Annotated in this window: 13 protein-coding genes and 1 pseudogene; 10 read left to right on the forward strand and 4 right to left on the reverse strand. The window is 73.3% G+C overall.

The features are described 5' to 3' along the window. The first annotated feature begins 1 nt into the window (after position 1). Positions 2 to 973, forward strand: a complete 972-nt coding sequence (gene yvcK, locus AB0878_RS28350) for a uridine diphosphate-N-acetylglucosamine-binding protein YvcK (protein WP_366583338.1) — start codon at positions 2 to 4, stop codon at positions 971 to 973. 36 nt (positions 974 to 1,009) lie between these two features. Next, positions 1,010 to 2,002 (forward strand): DNA-binding protein WhiA, encoded by a 993-nt coding sequence (gene whiA / locus AB0878_RS28355; RefSeq protein WP_285968830.1) that lies wholly within the window; start codon positions 1,010 to 1,012, stop codon positions 2,000 to 2,002. Here whiA and AB0878_RS28360 read toward each other — a convergent pair. After that, positions 1,999 to 2,856 carry a hypothetical protein gene (locus AB0878_RS28360; protein WP_366583272.1) on the reverse strand — a complete coding sequence of 286 codons (858 nt, stop codon included), beginning with the start codon at positions 2,854 to 2,856 and terminating at the stop codon, positions 1,999 to 2,001. The genes whiA and AB0878_RS28360 overlap by 4 nt on opposite strands. A 484-nt stretch (positions 2,857 to 3,340) precedes the next feature. Between AB0878_RS28360 and AB0878_RS28365 the strand changes: the two genes are divergently transcribed. Continuing rightward, positions 3,341 to 3,565, forward strand: coding sequence for a hypothetical protein (locus AB0878_RS28365; protein WP_366583273.1), 225 nt, complete (start codon positions 3,341 to 3,343; stop codon positions 3,563 to 3,565). Between the two features lie 226 nt (positions 3,566 to 3,791). Beyond that, positions 3,792 to 3,959 (forward strand): annotated as a pseudogene (locus tag AB0878_RS28370) (hypothetical protein); the annotation flags it as partial. Between the two features lie 54 nt (positions 3,960 to 4,013). On the opposite strand, the gene AB0878_RS28375 reads toward AB0878_RS28370, so the two are convergent. After that, complete coding sequence (locus tag AB0878_RS28375; protein ID WP_366583274.1) at positions 4,014 to 4,973, reverse strand: sterol desaturase family protein; 960 nt, start codon at positions 4,971 to 4,973, stop codon at positions 4,014 to 4,016. Between the two features lie 69 nt (positions 4,974 to 5,042). On the opposite strand from AB0878_RS28375, the gene AB0878_RS28380 reads away from it, so the two are divergent. Continuing rightward, positions 5,043 to 5,651: a TetR/AcrR family transcriptional regulator gene (locus AB0878_RS28380; protein ID WP_366583275.1), complete on the forward strand. Its 609-nt coding sequence runs from the start codon at positions 5,043 to 5,045 to the stop codon at positions 5,649 to 5,651. Between the two features lie 671 nt (positions 5,652 to 6,322). On the opposite strand, the gene AB0878_RS28385 is transcribed toward AB0878_RS28380, so the two are convergent. Further along, the gene (locus AB0878_RS28385) at positions 6,323 to 6,760 is read right to left on the reverse strand and encodes a PPOX class F420-dependent oxidoreductase (RefSeq protein ID WP_366583276.1); all 438 of its coding nucleotides are present in this window, start codon (positions 6,758 to 6,760) and stop codon (positions 6,323 to 6,325) included. A gap of 77 nt (positions 6,761 to 6,837) precedes the next feature. Between AB0878_RS28385 and AB0878_RS28390 the strand changes: the two genes are divergently transcribed. From AB0878_RS28390 to AB0878_RS28405, 4 genes are read left to right on the forward strand one after another with little or no spacing between them, the layout of a single operon-like run. Beyond that, positions 6,838 to 8,310, forward strand: coding sequence for a hypothetical protein (locus tag AB0878_RS28390; RefSeq protein WP_366583339.1), 1,473 nt, complete (start codon positions 6,838 to 6,840; stop codon positions 8,308 to 8,310). After that, positions 8,310 to 9,113 carry a hypothetical protein gene (locus tag AB0878_RS28395; protein WP_220238690.1) on the forward strand — a complete coding sequence of 268 codons (804 nt, stop codon included), beginning with the start codon at positions 8,310 to 8,312 and terminating at the stop codon, positions 9,111 to 9,113. The genes AB0878_RS28390 and AB0878_RS28395 overlap by 1 nt, the downstream gene beginning before the upstream one ends. A gap of 10 nt (positions 9,114 to 9,123) precedes the next feature. Beyond that, the gene (locus AB0878_RS28400; RefSeq protein ID WP_366583277.1) at positions 9,124 to 13,599 is read left to right on the forward strand and encodes a hypothetical protein; all 4,476 of its coding nucleotides are present in this window, start codon (positions 9,124 to 9,126) and stop codon (positions 13,597 to 13,599) included. A gap of 38 nt (positions 13,600 to 13,637) precedes the next feature. Then, on the forward strand, positions 13,638 to 14,447 hold the full coding sequence (locus AB0878_RS28405; protein ID WP_366583278.1) for a TIGR03620 family F420-dependent LLM class oxidoreductase: 810 nt from the start codon (positions 13,638 to 13,640) through the stop codon (positions 14,445 to 14,447). Here AB0878_RS28405 and AB0878_RS28410 read toward each other — a convergent pair. After that, positions 14,444 to 15,088, reverse strand: coding sequence for a LysE family translocator (locus AB0878_RS28410; RefSeq protein ID WP_366583279.1), 645 nt, complete (start codon positions 15,086 to 15,088; stop codon positions 14,444 to 14,446). The genes AB0878_RS28405 and AB0878_RS28410 overlap by 4 nt on opposite strands. Positions 15,089 to 15,160: 72 nt before the next feature. Here AB0878_RS28410 and AB0878_RS28415 point away from each other — a divergent pair, with 72 nt between their 5' ends. After that, the gene (locus tag AB0878_RS28415; RefSeq protein WP_366583280.1) at positions 15,161 to 16,336 is read left to right on the forward strand and encodes a winged helix DNA-binding domain-containing protein; all 1,176 of its coding nucleotides are present in this window, start codon (positions 15,161 to 15,163) and stop codon (positions 16,334 to 16,336) included. Positions 16,337 to 16,987: the final 651 nt, after the last annotated feature.

The following is a 16,987-nucleotide window of genomic DNA, read 5'->3' on the forward strand; positions in this document are numbered from 1 at the left end:
CGTGCGCGCGGTCGCGCTCGGCGGTGGACACGGCCTGCACGCGACGCTCACCGCGTTGCGGCGGGTCACCCGGGAGGTCACGGCGGTGGTCACCGTCGCCGACGACGGTGGCTCGTCCGGGCGGCTGCGGCGCGAGCTGGGTCTCCTGCCTCCGGGCGACCTGCGACAGGCCTTCGCGGCGTTCGCGGCCGAAGACGGCGGCACGCTCTGGGCCGAGGTCTTCCAGCACCGCTTCGGGGGCGACGGCGCGCTGGCCGGCCACGCGGTGGGCAACCTGCTGCTGGCCGGCCTGTTCGAGGTGCTCGGTGATCCCGTGGCGGCGCTCGACGAGGCGAGCCGCCTGACGGGGATTTCCGGACGGGTGCTGCCGATGTCCCCGGAGCCGCTGGAGATCGAGGCCGAGGTGAGCGGCCTCGACAGCGAGGACCCGGGCGCCGTCCGCCGGATCCGCGGCCAGGTCGCCGTGGCGAGCACCCCGGGCCAGGTGCACCGCATCAGCCTGCACCCGGTCGGACGTCAGGCGCGGCCGCCGCAGGGCTGTCCGGAGGCCATCGAGGCCGTGCTCGGCGCCGACGTGGTGTTCCTGGGGCCGGGCTCGTGGTTCACCAGCGTGCTGCCGCACGTGCTCGTGCCGGATCTGTACGACGCGCTCGTGCGCACGAAGGCCACCAAGGTGGTGGTCCTCAACCTTGTCCCCCAGCCGGGGGAAACTGCCGGGTTCTCCCCGGAGCGGCATCTGGACGTACTCTTCGAGCACGCCCCCGCGCTGCGGGTCGACGCCGTGATCGCGGACCGCGATTCCGTGCCGGACCCGGCAAGTCTGCGCCGGGCGGCGCAGCGGCTGGGTGGCCGCGCCCATTTGGGGGCGGTGGCCGACCCGGTCGTGGAGGGACGGCATGATCCTGATGCGCTCGCCCGGTGCATGCGAGAGGCTCTCGGCCTCGATGGGGGACACAGCGGGCACCGTGGCTGACGGCGGGCGCGCAGCGGAAGGCAGGAGGGGCAGTACATGGCGATGACCGCCGCGGTGAAGGACGAACTGAGCAGGCTCGAGATCACGAAGATCGGGCCACGCCGGGCGGAGGTCGCGTCACTGCTTCGCTTCGCCGGCGGGCTGCACATCGTGGCCGGTCGCGTGGTGGTGGAGGCCGAGCTCGACACGGGTTCCGTGGCCCGGCGGCTGCGCAAGGAGATCCACGAGCTCTACGGCCACCAGTCCGACGTGCACGTGATCACCGCCAGCGGCGGCCTGCGCAAGGGCACGCGGTACGTCGTGCGCGTGGTGAAGGACGGCGAAGGCCTCGCCCGCCAGACCGGGCTGATCGACCAGCGCGGGCGGCCGGTGCGCGGCCTGCCCGCGGCCGTGGTGTCCGGCGGCGTCGCCGACGCGGAAGCCGCCTGGCGCGGTGCGTTCCTGGCCCACGGTTCGCTGACGGAACCCGGCCGCTCGTCGTCGCTGGAAGTCACGTGCCCGGGCCCGGAAGCGGCGCTGGCTCTCGTCGGCGCGGCCCGGCGCATGGGCATCCAGGCGAAGTCGCGTGAGGTCCGCGGCGCCGACCGGGTCGTGGTGCGCGACGGCGACGCCATCGGCGCGCTGCTGACGCGCCTCGGCGCTCACGCGAGCGTGCTGCAGTGGGAGGAACGGCGGATGCGCCGCGAGGTCCGCGCGACCGCCAACCGCCTCGCCAACTTCGACGACGCCAACCTCCGCCGCTCGGCCCGCGCGGCCGTCGCGGCGGCCGCCCGGGTCGAACGGGCCCTCGACATCCTCGGCGACACCGCGCCCGATCACCTGCTGGCGGCCGGCAAGCTGCGGCTGTCCAACCGGCAGGCGTCGCTGGAGGAGCTCGGCCAGCTGTCCGACCCGCAGATGACGAAGGACGCGGTCGCCGGCCGCATCCGGCGTCTGCTCGCGATGGCGGACAAGCGGGCGAAGGACCTGAACATCCCGGACACGGAGTCCGCGGTGACGCCGGAGATGCTGGAGGACGAGGAGGCTTAAGGCCTTCTCGGGGCCGGCAGTTTCAGCTCGGTGACGAGCGCGCGCAGCCACGGCCGCGCGATCGCCGGTTCCTTCACGATGCCGTGCACCAGCCGGTCGCGCACTTCGGGTGTGCGACCGGCCGCGACGACGGCCAGCGCTTCGGCGAGGGCCTCGCGGGTCTTGTCGTCGTGGCGGGGCGCGCGGGCGTCCTCGGCGCCCCATTTCTCGCGCGAGAACGACCGCGTGAGCTTCGGTTGCGTATTGCCGAAGTACGCCCAGACGTCGCCGTCGAGGGAGACGTTGCGGACGGCGCTCGCGGGCAGCTCGGCGGTCCAGTCCGCGTGCTGGTGCCAGCGCCAGGTCTTGGGGCTCGTGTCGTAACGCCACGTGATGCCGAGGAACCGCATCCTGCGCCGAACTTCCACCCACGCGACGTCTTCATCCGCGGCCCAGGTTCGCAGCAGGTGCACGAGCGTCCGGAACGTGCTGCCCGAGTGCACCAGGTCGGTGAACACCACCGGCGCCCCGCCACCCGCGAGCGCGGCGGGGGAGAGCCCGGCGTCGGTGAGGTTCGCCCGCAGCTGCGCCGCTTCCGCACCCGCGAGCGGGTCCGTGCCACCGACCATGCGCAATGACAACGGCAGCAACCGCAGCCGGCTGCGGTCGGTGAGCGCCCCGCTCAACAGGTCGTACACGCTGTCGGCCGACCGCCCGACGAAGAAGAGGTCCCCGTCCTCACTGCGCGCCAGCACCTTCGCCGCACACGCCGTGAGCTCGTCCAGGAACCACAACACGGGCGCCCCGGTGGGCAGACTCCCGAGCTGGTCCGGGCGCACGAGATCCCAGCGATGCGGGCGGTTCGGTTCGGTCACCCTTCCAGAACACCATGCGGCGCAACCGATTTGACCTGCGTAATTCGGTTGCGGCACACCACGACCGTGCGCGATGCTCGACTCCTCATGTCGCTGTACGACTACTTCCCCGCCGGCCTCACCTGGGCCGAGGTGGACCCCCGAGCGCACCCCTTCGACGCCGCCGCGGCCGCCGCGGTCATCGCCGCCGTCCCCTGGGACGACGACTGGACCGAAGGCGTCCTGGCCGCGCTCGACCGCCGCATCGGCCCGTGGACGCGCGGCTGGGCCTGGGGCCGCGGCGAAAGCGACTTCGGCGGCGGCCCGGTGGCTTCTTGGTGCTGTGTCACGGATTCCGTGACCACCCCGGCCGAGACGGCCACCCGCGCCCTCACTCGCGCTGAGGGAATGGCGCGACTGGCTCGAACGGCTCGTCGACCTGTTCGCCACGCACGCGCTGCCGGCCGGTCCCGCCGGAGAGCGGCTCGCCGCGTGGGAACGGGCGGTGTCCGCGCTCGTGGAGGAAGTCGTGGACCGCACCGAAGCCGGCGACGCGTGGTACCGGCACTGCGCGCAGGTCCTGGACTGGTTCCTGGCCGACCAGGGGATCGCCGACCCGCAGCTCGTCGAGCAAGCCCTCGGCGGCCGGTTCGAGAGCTGGTGCGCGCCGGCCGAAAGCGAGGTCGCCGCGCTCGCGCGGCGGATCGCCGCGGCCGAGCCCGGTGCGTGACGATCTGCGGGCCTGGCTCACGGTCCGCGCGAGCGTCCCGTGGGCCGAGGTTCCCGACGTGTCACCGAAAACCGGCGGCCGGGACGGCGTGGCCGAGTTCGTCGGCACCACCGTTCGTCGCCGGAGCGAGGAGCGCGCCGAGCGGTTGGCAGCCGCGCTCGCGAGGTCGCGGGCGGACGTCGGCCGGCGCCTCACCGTCGAGATTCTGGCTGCCTGGCAGGAAATCGTGCTCGGCGAGCCGACCGCGTTCCGCACCACGGCGGCGTTCGCCAAGGGCGGCCGGGAACGCTACGGGCCCACCACGCCCGCGGAGTTCGAAGCCCGTCTCGCCGAAGCCCACGACCACACTCCGCTGCCGGGCCGGGTCGCGCGGGCGTACCTCGACGTGTGCTTCTTCCACCCGTTTGCCGACGGCAACGGCCGGTTGGCGATGCTCGTCGCCGATCACCTACTGACCAGCGACGGCGTGGCCCTGGACCGGACCGGTCCGCTGTTCGTCATTGCCCGCCGGGCCGACGACGCGGCGGGTGCCCTGGGGCTTGCGCGGCTCGTCGCGAAGTTGCTCGGGTGACCAGCCCGGCGGGCCGAACACATACCCCACCCGGTCCCGCCACGAAGCGGCGCCACGAAGGTCCCGCAGGATCGAGCCGTACTCGTGGAAACCGACCTTCAGCAGGTTGTAGGTCCCGATGTTGGTGGTCAGCCCGTAGGTCGGCCGCTTGCCCTCGGGGACGAAGCTGCGGAACAGCCGGTCCCAGACGATCAGGATGCCGCCGTAGTTCGCGTCGAGGTACTCGGCGTCGCTGCCGTGGTGGACGCGGTGGTGCGAGGGGGTGTTGAAGACGTACTCGAACCAGCGCGGCAGCTTCCGCACCTTCTCCGTGTGCACGAAGAACTGGTACACGAGGTCGATCGACAGGCCGGTGAGGATCATCCACGGCGGGATCCCGCACAGCGCGAGCACGGACCAGAACGGCAGCTGGAAGTACGGGGTCCACTTCTGCCGCAGCGCCGTCGAGAAGTTGTAGTGCTCGCTGGAGTGGTGCACCTGGTGCCCGGCCCACAGCAGCCGCACGCGGTGGCTCGCGCGGTGGTAGGCGTAGAACACGAGCTCCTGGCCCAGCAGCATGAGCACCCACGTCCACCAGTCGCGCGGGTCGAACTTCACCGGCGCCAGCTCGAAGAACACGGCGAAGACGACGAGCATCACGAGCCGGAACAGCGCGTTCACGCCGAGCGCGACAGTGCCCATCAGCATGCTCGTCCGGGTGTCGGCCGGGCTGTAGCCGACCACGTCGTCATCGTGGCCGAGCACGTGCACGGCGACGATCTCGACGGCCACGAACAGCAGGAACACCGGGATCGCGTAGAGCACCGGGTCACGCAGGTGCGCCAGGAAGTCGGCCACGTCGTCTCCTCCCACGGAACTAACTCCGAGGTAACTTACCCAAGGGTCACTTACGGTAGGCTCAACCCCGTGACAGGGTCAAGGGCCGTCGGGACGAAGGGTGTGCCGCGCGGCGAGCGCGAGTCGCAGATCCTCGCGGCGGGCACCGAAGAGTTCGGCCGGGCGGGGTACGCGGGCGCGTCGATGGTGGAGATCGCGCGCCGCGTGGGCGTCACGAAACCCTTGCTGTACCAGTACTTCGGCTCGAAGGACGGGCTGTACCTCGCGTGCCTGCACCGCGCGGGCGACCGGCTGACGGAGGGCGTGGCCGAGACCATGGCGGCCGGCGGCGACCCGGAGCGCATGCCGCTCGCGGTCCTGGCGGCGATCTTCGCGACCTTCGACCACGACCGCTACGCTTGGAAGCTCCTGCGCGACCCGACGGTACCCGCGGCGGGCGACATCGCCGCCGCGGCCGGCGACTACCGCGAACGGCTCGACGCGTTCGCCCTCGTCGGTGCCGGCCAGCTGCTGGGCTCGCACGGGCTGTCGGACGCGCTGGACGTGGAGGCCCTGGCCCACATCTGGACCGGTGTCGTGGACTCGCTGATCAGCTGGTGGATCGACCGCCCGGCCGAGACCGCCGCGGCGATGACCGACCGCTGCGCGCGCATGATGGCGGCGCTCTTCGGCTGGTGAAGTGTCCGCTGTGGACATACGTGCTCGAAACGCCGGCGCGGCCGGGACGACCGGCGCCGCTCCGGTCATCCCGGCCGCGGTCCGGGGTGCGCGCCGCCGGGAAGGCGACGGCGCTGGTGTGCGCCAGGGGTGACCGGCGCCGCTCCGGTCACCCCTGGCGCAGTCCTGGGTTCCGGCACGAGCACGCGCCGCCGAAGGCCGCCGCGCCGGGGGAACCCCTGCGGGACAGGGGATCCGGCGGCGGCAGTGCGGCCGGGAGGGCGGAGCGGAGAGGTGCCGGGGGCGGGGTCGGGGACTGATCGAGGTTGATAGTTAGGAAACTTTCCTATCTATTACGGAAATGACACCATCCCGGACGGGGTGGTGTCAATACCGGACCGCTCGATCACCGTCCGTCAACCGCGGCAGCTCCCCAGCGCCGGGATCAGCCGAGCAGCCAGGCGAACTCACCGCGACGGCCCGGTTCCGCCACCGCCCGCTCGCTCGCCGATCCACGTCCGGCAGGCGCCGTCCGGCACGTCCGGCGATCAGGCCGTGCGCACACCGGGGTCGAACCACAGCAACCAGTCCAGGTCACCGGGGCGTGCGAGCCGACCACCGGCGCGCGACCGACTCCCGGGTCACGTCCGGCACCAGGACGACATTCGGCTCGCCGCGCGGCGCGGACTCGTTCAGCCCGCGATGTCCGCCCGCGCGATCACCTTCGTGATCTTCGCCCGAACGAGCGATTCCTCCGGCACGGCGTTGCGCTTGCCGTACGCCTCGGCCTGGTCCGCGCCCATGTAACGGCCGCCGAGCCGGGTCGCCCAGTCGAGCATCTCGTCGAGGTCGTGGTGCAGCGTCGCCTCGGCGGTGAACTGCACGTAGGAATACGGCGGCTTCTGGTCGTCGACCGCCAGCGACAGCCGCGGGTCGCGCCGCAGTGCCTTGCCCTTCAGCGTGTCCGTGCCCGTGGTGAACACGATTTCGTCACCGTCGGGGCCCTCGTTCAGCAGAAACCAGATCGGCGTGACGATCGGGGCACCGTTGGCGCGCACGATCCCCAGCATCCCCGTCCGCGTGCCCTCGGTCGCGAACGCCCACCACTCGGCCCTGCTCATCTCACGCATGTGGGTCACGCTAGCCGTCCGCGTGTGCGGGCGCCTGAGCAGGCCGACTAGCCTGGCCTGCTGTGCGAGACGACGACATGGGGTTCGCGGGCCTGGCCGACGAGGGGCTGACCCGCCGGCTGAAGGCGCTCGCGTGCACCGCGCCGCTGCACGACCTCGACGCGCGCAAGGCCAAGCTCGACTGGGCCGACGCGACGATCTACCAGATGGCCGAGATCGCGCTGCACACGATCGACCAGGTCACCATCGCGATGGACTTCGACACCGGCGCGGGCCACGACCGGGTCATCGACCGCTTGCTGCCGTTCATCGCGCAGCAGGCACCTTCGCGCACGCCCGAGGAGCACGTGCGCGTCGCGAAGTGGGTGCTGGACAACCTCATCAACGTCGGCACCACCGACCGCGGCTTCCGGCGCGTCTACGGCTCGATGGGCCCCGGCGGCTACCAACGCCGCCAGTTCGACTTCAAGCTGCTCGTCGAGCTGGCCGCGCCCGACGGCGAGGTCTACCTGCGCGCCACCGACGAGGCCATCAACGTGCTCGTCGGAGCGCTGGACACCGACGTCGAGTCGGCCCAGATCGCGGCCGAGGTGAAGCTCGAGAACCTGATCAACCGCGGCCGGCTCGCCGACGCGAAGCTCGCGGCCGAGCAGGCGCGCTACCGCACCGTGCAGTACGGCGAGACCCTGCGCGCCAAGCTCGACGCCACGCGCCGCGACGTGCGCGCCGTCGACTGGGAGCTCGAGGTGCCGGACCTGATCGACTCGGCGCTAGGGCACATCGAATCCCGCTTCCGCGCGGAGAACGCGATCCTCAAGAACATCACCACCGCACGAGATGAATCCGAAGAGCCCGACCACAAGCGGCGCGCGGCCGAGCTCGTCGACATCGTCGCCGACTGCATCCGCCGCCACACGCGGCTGCAGTCGCGCCTGGCCGCCGCCGGCGCCGTGTTCCGCGCCGAGCAGGACCGCCAGCAGTTCTCGGGTCCGCCGCAGCGCGCGACGATCGACCTGTTCGGCCAGCTGCTCGTCCCGACGCTCGGTCTGCCACTGGCCGACGCCGTCGCGCCCGCCGAGCACTTCTTCCACGCGGTCGCCGGCATCACGCCGCCGGTGGTGCCCGCGTTGTCCTCGCTCGTCTCGCTGCTGCTGCGGCCCGCGCCGGAACGCGACCAGCTCGTCGGCGAGATCCCCGAGCCCGAGCTGATGCCGGCCGAGGACACCGACCGCTTCGGCGACGACGTGTGGCGCCTCGCCGACGACCTGCTCGACCTGCCCGACGTGCCGCGCCGCCTGTCGGGTCTGCTGGAGGACGCGCGCCGCACGAAGCAACCCGGTCTGGCCACCCTGGTCGCGCTGCGCGCCCTGCACGCCTACAGTCCCGAGATCGGCGCCGCGCGCCGCCAGGGGGAACGCCACGTGCTGCTGGCCGTCGACGACGGCACGCTGCTGGACGACCCCGAGTTCGGCGGTGCCGACCTGCTGCTGTCCACCGCCGAGGTCGAGCGCGCCGAAGAACCTGCCGAAGAGAGCGAGGAGGTCGCCTGATGCCCGTGACCCACACGAGCGTCGACGCCGAGGCCGCCGCGCGCCTCGTCGCGTTCGGCATGCGCCCGAAGCAGCTGCCCGCCCGCGACGTCGTCTACGGCGAGCTGGTGCGCCGCTACGCCGAGGACAACGCGTTCAAGGCCCTGACCCACGCCGTCGCGTCGGGCCTGGGGCTGATGGTGCTGGAGGTCAACCAGCAGGCGGGCGCGGTGCTGGCTGCCGTGGACGAGTCGATCTTCGAGATCAAGATGGACAGCTACGCACGCCAGGCCAAGATCCGCGAACGCCGCGAGACGGAGAAGGTCATCCACGGCCTCATCCACCTCGCCGCCGCCGCGCTGGCCTACCCGCGGCCCGACGACCTCGCCAACGACACCTACATCGGCCGCGTGAGCGTGGAGCAGGTCGACGCGATGGTCCGCGAGGCCGCGCGCATGCTCGACGAGCGCGCGCAGCAGGCCGAGGCCAACAACGACCCGCTGGCCGACGCGCCGGAGCTGGAGCAGGCGTGGCGCGCCTACGCCCGGCGCCCGGCCGCGGCGGCCACGAAGGACGGCCGCATGGCCGCCGACACCACCCGGGGCATGGTCGCGCGCGCCCTGCGGTTCCTGGCCGACCAGGGCTTCCTGGTGCCGGTGAGCGACGAGCAGGGCGGCACCTACCGCACCACGCCGCGGTACCAGATCCAGGTGCGCGAGCTGGCCGCCGACGCGGCGTTCGACGACCTGCTCGCGCTCGACGTCGTCGCGGTCGCGAGCGCGGGGGGAACGCTGCGCGCGGCCTCTTCGGACACGTTGCAGTAGAGGGGATTCGATGTACGAGCTTTCGCGGGTCCGCCTGCACTCGGTGGGCCCCGCGGGCGCCCGCTACCAGGACGTGGTGCTGGACTTCAGCGGCGTCGGCGCCACCATCACCGCGCCGAAGCAGGACGCGTTGTTCAGCGCCGGCATCCACGCCGGGGGACCGGTGCGCCGGCCTTCGCCCGCGAGCGTGCTGTTCCTGGAGAACGGCGGCGGCAAGTCGGTGCTGATCAAGCTGATCTTCTCCGTGATGCTGCCCGGCCGCCGCCAGGTGGTCGGGACCACGAGCACGAAGGTGCTGGAGAAGTTCGTGGCGGCCAAGGACGTCTCGCACGTGGCCCTGGAGTGGCTGCACGTGGAGACCGGGCACCGCGTGATCACCGGCAAGGTCTCGGAGTGGCGCGGGCACGTGACGTCGGCGGACTCGGAGAACCTCGTGGACTCCTGGTACTGCTTCCGTCCCACGCAGGAGCTGGGCCTCGACTCGCTGCCGCTGACCGAGGACGGCCGGCTGCTCACGATGTCCGGCTTCCACGACCGGATCGCCGCGGCCGCGATGGCCGAGCCGGAGCTGGAGCTGTCGTGGACGCGCCGCCACCACGAGTGGACCGGCCGGCTCGACTCGCTCGGCCTCGACACGGAGCTGTTCCGCTACCAGCGCGCGATGAACGCGGGCGAGGGCGAGGCGGCCGACGCGTTTCAGTTCTCCACCGACGAGGCGTTCGTGGAGTTCCTGCTGCGCGCCGTGCTGTCGGAGGACGAGCCGAAGGACCTCGCCGAGGTCGTGTCGACGTATGCGCACAACCTCGCGCAGCGCGGCGACCTGCTGGCGGAGAAGGACTTCGTGGAGGGCGCGCTCGAACTGCTCGGCCCGCTCGCCGACGAGGAGGGCGTGGCCGCCGCGTCGCGCCGGATCGCCGAGTCGGCCCGCGCGGACCTGCGTGAGCTTGCCGGCCGCATCCACGCGCGCAACGAGCTGGAGAACGCGCGGCTTTCGGGGCTCGAAGAACACGTCGACGAGGTGAAGTCGGCCGAGAAGCTGGCCGAGGGTGACCACCGCCGGCTCGCCGCGGGGGTGACGGAGCTGCGCCGGCTCGTCGCCGTGCTGCGGCTGGAGGAGGCGCAGGAAGCGCGCCAGCGCGTGGACGCCGAGCTGGCCGACGCGAAGACGGCGGCCGAGGCGTGGCGCGAGACCGCGACCGTCCTGAACCAGCTGAACGCCTCCCGCAAGGCGAAGGACCTGCGTGAGCTCGTCGGCAACCGCGAGGAGAAGGCGAAGCCCGCGCTGGCGGCACGCAACTCCGCCGCGTCGGCGCTGGCGCGTGGTCTGACGGCGCTGGCCCGCGACGCGCAACGGCAGGCGGACAAGGCCGAGGCTCACGCGGACGCGTTGCGCGCGGAGGCGGAGAAGGCGCAGGCCGATCGGGACGAGGCCGCGAACCTGGCGGCGTCTCGCCGGGCCGAGGCGCGGGGGCTGTCGTCGCGGATCGCGGAGCTGCGTGAGGAAATCTCGACGTCCGTCCGAAGTGGACTGTTGACGGCCGGCGCGGACGTCGCGGAGGCTTCGCGCGCGGCCCGAGCTCACGCCGACGAGTCGGCCGCGGAGCTGGGCCGCCGTGAGCAGGAGCTCGACCGCGCGGCCGAGGATCTGCAGGCGGCGCAACGGGCCGTGAACGAGGCGAACCAGCTCGCCGGGTCCACTCAGGACCGTCTGGTGCGCGCTGCGGAAGACCTCGACCGGGCGCACCGGCGGACGGACGCGCTCGCGGTGGAACCCCGGCTCGTCGAGCTGCTCGGGGCCGACGACGTGCGCCTCGAAAGCGACCTTCCCGTGCTGCTGCAACGCCTTCGAGAGGCGAGTGCGGCCGTCGAGAAGGAGCAGACGGCGCTGCGGATGGAGGAGTCGGCCGACGAGCGCGCGCTGGCGGCGCTCGGCTCCGGCGGCCTGCTCCCGCCGCCGCACGACGTTCAGGCGGCCCTGGACGCCTTGGAGGAAGCCGGGATCACGGCGTGGTCCGGCTGGCGCTACCTGTCCAAACTGGACGCCGGCCGCCGCGCCGACGTGCTGGAGCGCGTGCCGCAACTCGTCGCGGGCGTGCTGCTGAACGACGCCGCGCAGGTGCCGCGGGCGCGTGAGGTGCTGGCGGCCGGGCGGTTGCTGCCCAGCGCGGTGATCGCGGTGGGCACCACCGAGGCGTTCCAGCTCGACGACGGCGAGGCCGCGGCGGGCGTGGAGTTTCTCGTGCCGCCGAACCCGGCGATGTACGACGAGGAAGCGGCCGACACCGAACGCGAGGCCGTGGCGCTGCGGCACGCCGAACGCCAGCGGCGGCTGGAACAGCTGGCCGGTGCGCTCGCCACCGACGGCGCGCTCACGTGGAAGCTCACGACCTGGCGCGAGGACTACCCGGCCGGCGCGATCGCCACGCTCGCGGAGCAGGCCGAAAGTGCCCGTGTGGCAAGGGAAACCGCGCAGACGGCGCTGGGGCAGGCGGAGGCGGAGTTCGCGCGGCTGAGCGAAAAGGCGGCGGCGCTGCGCGAGCGCGTGCCGGCGCTGCGCGTGGCCGTGACGGAGGCCGAGGAGAAGGCGCGCAAGCTGGGCGAGCTCACGACCCGGGCCACGCGGGTCGCCGAGTGGACCGAAGAAGTGGAGCGGGCCACGGAGATCGCCGAGCGCGCGGGGACCACGGCGGCCGACGCGGCGGCTCGCGCGGCGCGGCTGCGCGAGCAGGCGGGGGAGGAGCAGCGGACCGCCGACGGGCACCGCCGCACGGCGACCACCGCACGCTCCGAGCTGGCCGAGGTCCCGGGCGCGGCGGAGGTGACCGAGGACGCCGAGGCGCCGGCCGAACCCGTGGACGCGTTGCGGCGGACCTTCGCGTCGGCCTCGGAGGCCTACGCGAAGGTGGAAGTCGGCAGCGACCTGCGCGCGGAGCTGGAACAGGCCGAGTCGGCGGAAGCCGCGGCGGGCTCGGCGCTCGAGGCGCTGGACGAAGCCGTGCGCACGCGGGCGGCGGAGCTGCTGGAGACGCCGGACGGCTCCGACGCTTCGGCTCGCGCGGCCGCGTTGGCCCGCGCGCGCCGCGTCGTCGACGCCGTGGAGGAGGACCGCACCGAGGCGATCGGGCAGGTGTCCACGCGGCGGGCGGAGCTGGACGTGCTGCCGCTGCAGACGGGCGCGGCCTCGCCCGCCGAGCGGCCGCGCGACATCGAGCACGGCCTGGAGCTGATCGACGCCGCTTCGCTGGAGGTCTCGGCGGCGGCCCGCACGTGGGAAGAACTGCAGGAGCGGCGCGCGGCGGCGGAGGCGACGCTGGACGCGGCGAAGGCGTCGGCCTCCGGCTTCGGGCTGCTCGGCGAATCGCTCGCGCACCTGCTGCCGGAGGACCCGGCCGAGGCCTACGACGGTGACGTGGAATCGGCCCGCAGCAAGCATTCTCAGCTCAACACCGTGCTGACGACCGCGCAGGAAGCCGCCGACGCGGGCGACCGCCGGGTGCGCGCGGCGGCCGACCAGCTGGCGCAGTACGCCACGGAGAAGCGGTTCGAGAAGCTGAGCACGCCCGTGCGCCAGCAGGTGATCGCCGTGAAACGCGACCAGCTGCCCGGCCACGCGGCGGAGTGGGCCGAGGCGCTGCGGCCGCGGCTGCGCACGCTGACCGACGACCTCGCCCAGATCGACCGGCACCGCGGCGGCATCATCACGCGCCTGCAGGGCATGGTCGACGGCGCGCTGCGCACCCTGCGCTCGGCCCAGCGCGTGTCACGGCTGCCCGACGGCCTCGGCGACTGGTCGGGCCAGGAGTTCCTGCGCATCCGCTTCACCGAGCTCGAGGACAACGTGCTGGCCGAGAAGCTCGGCGAGGTCGTGGACGAGGCCGCGGTGGGCAAGACGGCCGACGGCCGCGACGTGAAGCGCGACGGCCTTTCCCTGGTGCTGCGCGGCGTGCAGGTGGCCGCGCCCAAGGGGTTCCGCGTCGACATGCTCAAGCCCGACTCCGTGCTGCGCACCGAACGCCAGCGCGTGTCCGAGATCCGCGACGTGTTCTCCGGCGGCCAGCAGCTGACCGCCGCGATCATCCTGTACTGCACGCTCGCGGCGCTGCGCGCGAACAACCGCGGCAAGGCCCGCAACCGCCACTCCGGCGTGCTGTTCCTGGACAACCCGATCGGCCGCGCGTCGGCGGGTTACCTCCTGGAGCTGCAGCGTGCCGTCGCGGAGGCGCTGGGCGTGCAGCTGATCTACACGACGGGCCTGTTCGACGCCGGCGCGCTCGCGGAGTTCCCGCTGATCGTCCGCCTGCGCAACGACGCCGATCTGCGCGCCGGGCGCAAGTACCTGTCGGTGGACTCGACCATCCGCAACTCCCTGGAGGACCTCGGCGAGCCGGACGGCGTCGCCCGGCTCTCGGCGACGCGGATGTTCGCGAAGGTCGAGGCCGCCGCGGAGCCGGCCGAGGATTCCGCTGTGGACGAACAGCCCGCGTGACGTGGAACACCGCCGGGGGCGCAGGAGTTGCCCCCGGCATGAGCGAACTGGGCCCACTGGGCGCCGCGACACCCGCGTTCGACACCACGGACTCGGCCGCCGCGGTCGACGCGGCCGTGCGGCTGGAGGAACTCGGCTACGCCACGTTGTGGGTGCCGGGCGGCCAAGGCGACAACCTGGCGCTCGTCCCCGACCTCGTCCGCGCGACGCGGCGGATCACCGTCGTCAACGGGATCCTCTCCGTGGACCGCGTCCCGGCCGCCGACGTGGCCGCGACGTACCGCTCACTGGCGGCCACACACCCCGGCCGCTGGCTCCCCGGCCTCGGCGGCGCCCACGGCCCCCGCCCCCTCGCGACGCTCTCGGCGTACCTCGACGAGCTGGACCCCGCGGTCCCCGCCTCGCAGCGCGTGCTGTCCGCCCTGGGCCCCCGCATGCTCGAACTGGCCCGCGACCGCGCCTCGGCCGCGTACCCGTTCCTCGTCACGCCGGACTACGTCGCCTCGGCACGCGTACTCCTCGGCGCCGGCACCCGCCTCGCGGTGCTGGTCACCGTCACCGCGGATCCCGACCCGGCCCGCGCCCGCGACACCCTGCGCGGCGGCTCACTGCGCTTCCTGGCCGGCGTCCCGGGCTACGCCGCCAACTTCCGCCGCATGGGCTTCACCGACGCGGACGTCACCGACCTCTCCGACCGCCTCGTCGACGGCGTCACCGTCCACGGCTCTTTCGACACGGTGGTGACCCGCCTGCGCGAATACCTGGCCGCGGGTGCCGACCAGGTGGTGGTCTCGCCGGACGGCCTGCCCACCTCGTGGCACGGCGACCTGGTGGCCGCGCTGGGTTAGTCCCTGCGGCCGGTGAACGCGAGCGTCGCGCCGAGGCCGATCATCACCAGGCCGCCGGTGCCGCCGACGAGCTCGAGGCGGCGGGGCGAGCGGGCGAACCACGTGCGGGCCGTGCCGGCGACCAGGGCCCACGCGGTGTCCGACGCGAGCGCGATCACCGGCAGGCAGAGGCCGAGCAGCAGCATCTGCGCGGGCACGGAGCCGGCGGCCGGGTCGACGAACTGGGGGAGCAGCGCGGCCAGGAAGACGATGGACTTGGGGTTCGCGAAGCCGACGATGAAGCCGTCGCGCAGCACGGTCAGGGTGCGGCCCGGGGTGGTGCGCACGGCGGCGGCCATGGCGTCGGCGAGCTTGCGGCGCTTGCGGATCGCCTGCACGCCCAGGTAGACGAGGTAGAGCGCGCCCGCGAGCTTGATCGCGGTGAACACGGTGGCGGACGTCGTGACGACCGCGCCGAGCCCGAACGCGATGGCCACCACCTGCGTGTAGACGCCGGTGGCGTTGCCGAGCACCGTGAGCAGCGCGTCGCGGCGGCCCACGGTGAGCGCGCGGCTGATGGTGAACAGCACGCTGGGCCCGGGGACCACGACCATGAGGAACGTCAGGGCGGCGAAGGCCGCGAAGTGCGCAGGCGTGACCATCTCCCGAGCGTAGAACGCGCTGCCGGGCCAGGACGAGACGTTTTTGTCGGACCCCGCTGGTACAACGAACCCGTGAAGATCTCCCTCGCGCAGCGCCGCGCCCGGCTCGGCGTGCGCCACCACCTCGCCGCGCCCGCGGCCACCGTCGAGGAGGCCGCCGCCGGGGTCGTCGCCCTGCACGCGACCGACCCGGCGTCGGTGTTCTTCGCGGCGTGGGCGCGGGTGCCGGACGTCGGCGTGGCCGATGTCGAGCGCGCGCTGTACGAGGACCGGACGTTGGTGCGGCTGTTGGGCATGCGCCGCACGATGTTCGTCGCCGACGTGGCCACGGCGGCGCTCGTCCAGGCCGGTTGTGCGAGCGATATCGCGGTGAAACAAGGGAAACTGCTCGAACAGCACCTCGGCACGGTCGGGCACCCCACCAACGTCGAGGATCCGCCGGGCTGGCTCGCCGACGTCGCCGCGAGCGTCGAGAAAGCCTTGCGCGCCAGGGGATCCGCGACGGCGCAGGACCTGGTCGACGACGAACCGCGCCTGCGCCAGCAGCTTCACATGGCCAAGGGCAAGCCGTACGCGGCGATCGGCAACGTCACCAGCCGCGTGCTCTTCCAGCTCGCCGTCGACGGCCGCATCGTGCGCGGGCGCCCGCGCGGCAGCTGGCTCAGCACGCAGTACCACTGGGCCCCGCTCGACGGCTGGCTTCCCGGCGGCCTGCCCCCGATCCCGCCCGCCGACGCCCGCGCCGAACTCGCGCGGCGCTGGCTGCACGCCTTCGGCCCGGCACCCGTCGCCGACCTGCGCTGGTGGACCGGCTGGACGGCCGCCCAGACCAAACAGGCCCTCGCCGCCGTCGCCCCCGCCGAGGTCGACCTCGACGGCGAACCCGGCGTCGTACTGGCCGACGACCTCGACCCCGTCCCCGAACCGGCCCCCTGGGTCGCCCTCCTGCCCGCCCTCGACCCGACACCCATGGGCTGGTCCACCCGCGACTGGTACCTCGGCCCCCACCGCCCCGCCCTCTTCGACCGCAGCGGCAACATCGGCCCCACCGCCTGGTGCGACGGCCGCGTCGTCGGCGCCTGGGCCCAACGCCCCACCGGCGAGGTCGCGCTTCGCCTCCTGGAAGACGTCGGCGCCGACCGCGCGGCCGCCCTGGAAGCCGAAGCCGCCCGCCTGACGACGTGGCTGGGGGAGACCCGCGTGATCCCGAAGTTCCGCACCCCGGCCGAACGCGACCTGTCCACCTGACCGCGCCGCCGATCAGCCCCGGCCGCTCGGGCATCGCCACCGGCGTGGCCGGCCGCGACGCCGGGTTTCCGGCGCGCCCGTTGTGTGCGGCCGTGGCCGCTGGCGCGGCGGGTCGTCTCGCGACGTACCCGCGACGGCGGGCCTGGCGGTCGGCACTTGCTGAGCCGACTGGCCGCGACGCCGGGTTTCCGGCGCGGCCCGCTGTGCGCGGGCGTGGCCACCAGCGCGGCTGGTCGCCTCGTGAAGTGTCAGCGAGCGGCGGGCCCGACGATCGGCACTTGCTGAGTCGGCGGGCCGCAGGCCTCCGGACTCCAGCGCGACCCGCCGCGTTCGGCCGTTTTCCGCTGGCGAGGCGGGTCGCCTCGTGAAGTACCGGACAGCCAGGTTCCTGGGCGTCGGCGCCGGGTTTTCGGCGCGGCCGGCTGTGTTCGGGCAATTGGCGCCGGCGTGGCCGGTCGCCTCGTGAAGTGCCGGACAGTCAGGGGCCCAGGCGTCGGCGGCGGTTGAGCCGGCTGGCCGCGGCGCCCGGTTTCCGGTGCGGCCCGTCGTGCGCAGGCGTTGCCGCTGGCGCGGCGGGTCGTCTCGCGAAGCGCCCGCGAGCGGTGGGCCCGGCGGTCGGCACTGGCGGAGTCGGCTGGCCGCAGTCCCCGG

Origin of the sequence: Amycolatopsis sp. NPDC047767, from assembly GCF_040704195.1 — a bacterium.
In the GTDB taxonomy this organism is placed as follows: Bacteria; Actinomycetota; Actinomycetes; order Mycobacteriales; family Pseudonocardiaceae; genus Amycolatopsis.